Source organism: Paenochrobactrum gallinarii, from assembly GCF_014205685.1.
GTDB lineage: Bacteria > Pseudomonadota > Alphaproteobacteria > Rhizobiales > Rhizobiaceae > Paenochrobactrum > Paenochrobactrum gallinarii.
The window spans coordinates 1-1,467 of the sequence record NZ_JACIIU010000077.1; the positions used below are offsets into that span (position 1 = coordinate 1).

Consider the following 1,467-nt stretch of genomic DNA (forward strand, 5'->3'; position numbering starts at 1 on the left):
ATCTCCAATCATCCCGGTCCGCTCCTTTCAATGAAAGAGCTTATCTCGCGGCATCATTCACAAAAGAAAAGGTGGGGTGTTCGTCGCGCTCACGAATGATAAGCTAACAATTTCTTATGAATATAAGCCGGCTAATAGCGTATCATTATACACGGGTGAACAAGATGATTTAAAAGCTATCATTGCTGGATACGGTAATCCTTATTGCCTTGATAAGTCTGGAATAGCTGGAGTCAAGCGCTTATTAGAAAGAGTCCATTCTGCTAACATTAGCAAAGGAGAAGATAGCTTAGTGTTCGCCGTTGAAACCGAATATGTTTTTAAGACTGGATCTAATAAAGCTAAGGAAATTGGAATATTTAAAATGACTCTAGACAAGCTGCATCCTGATGCAGTTTTGTCTACTTGCTTTAAGGGATTGAGAAAAATAAATCATACACAATTTGAAGCCCAAAAAAGTAATTTCATGCCGGTAGAGAGTATTCGGTTTATTGTGTTTCAGCAAAGCACTGAAGGATGATACCCGATCCTTTAGGGGGCACGCATATGAATTTTTATCAATTTATTATACGTTTTCTTTTGATTGGATTATTGAATGTCTTGGTGCCTATTAGTAAGGCGAATTCACAAATTTTGCCAGATGGAGATTATTTTCTCGTCGCTAAGCATTCTTCTAAAGCGTTAACTGCATTCGAAGCAGCACCAAACTCCGTCATATTAGGTCAGTCAGACTACATAGATGATGATAGTATTCGTCAAGTTTGGACAATTAGCCGGACGGTGAAAAACCAAGATGGTGTCTATAATATTCGTTCCAAATACTTTGGTGGTTATCTGGGGACGGGAGCTGATAACGACAATGGGGATGTAGCAGTCGTTTTAAATAAACGGCCAATGTCAGGAGGTTGGAGGCTAAAAAAAGGGACAGTCGGTATAAACATAGCAAGTGTGCAATCTGGTATGTCTCTCAATGTGACAGGCTCAGATGAAAATGATGATGCACAGATTATTGTGTATGATGATAGTTCTGAGGAAAATGCCACTTGGAGACTTTTTCCGGTTAACGACAGTTACACTGTAGCATCTTCTAACGATAACTCTACAAATTTAAATAATGTCGAGAAATCATATAGATTAGTGGCTCTTCCCGCAGCGTCACGCGAAAAGTCACGTATGCGGCGCATGAAGCTTATGGATTATCACCCAAGTGGGCTATTCGTGCGAAAGGGAGAGAAGGTTTCAATTTCGGTTGAGGGGCTTTCTCCTTCAGCCGATGGATTGTTTATCATGGTAGGGCCGAGAAACAGTTTCGAGGAAAGCCGGATTTCAAATGACCCGCAAATAATAGCAGCACCTGAGGGGACTAGCCACTTGACGTGAGACCCGCAAACTCCTCCAGATTTTGGTAGAGTCCAATCCTTGGTAGGAGTTGGATAATGAAGCGTTCACGGTTTTCAGACGAACAGA

2 protein-coding genes are annotated in these 1,467 nt (G+C 41.2%); both read left to right on the forward strand.

Annotated elements, in window-relative coordinates; genetic code table 11:
* Positions 1-76 precede the first annotated feature (76 nt).
* Entirely contained in the window at positions 77-520 is a 444-nt protein-coding gene (locus FHS77_RS16035) for a DUF4424 family protein (RefSeq protein WP_184224912.1), read from the forward strand.
* 26 nt (positions 521-546) lie between these two features.
* On the forward strand, positions 547-1,380 hold the full coding sequence (locus tag FHS77_RS16040) for an RICIN domain-containing protein (protein ID WP_184224913.1): 834 nt from the start codon (positions 547-549) through the stop codon (positions 1,378-1,380).
* Positions 1,381-1,467: the final 87 nt, after the last annotated feature.